This window comes from Leptolyngbya sp. CCY15150 (genome assembly GCF_016888135.1).
Classification (GTDB): domain Bacteria; phylum Cyanobacteriota; class Cyanobacteriia; order RECH01; family RECH01; genus RECH01.
Genome location: NZ_JACSWB010000303.1, coordinates 1 through 239, shown reverse-complemented (window position 1 = coordinate 239; position 239 = coordinate 1). Strand labels below are relative to the sequence as shown.

General features: G+C 51.9%; 1 pseudogene. It reads left to right on the top strand.

The annotated features are described in order from the left end of the window. Window positions 1-13: 13 nt before the first annotated feature. A pseudogene (locus tag JUJ53_RS24410) lies at window positions 14-239 on the top strand (hypothetical protein); the annotation flags it as partial.

Here is a 239-nt window from a genome sequence, read left to right as displayed (position 1 = left end):
CATCCAATCGCTTATGAATGATGCAATCCTGACTGAGCAACTAAGAAAAACGGGCAACCTGATGGATTTGCTCAAGGATGAGGCTTGGGTTCGGGAAACAGATGCCGATCGCGCCAGTGAGGAAGGGACGGTTGAAACTGGTCTGGGTCTACAGCCTTATGTGGAGTTACTCAAGGATGCTGCGCCAGAAGCTCTGCAGCGGCAGCGGTGGTATGTGCGAGTGCTATCCATCTTGTTAC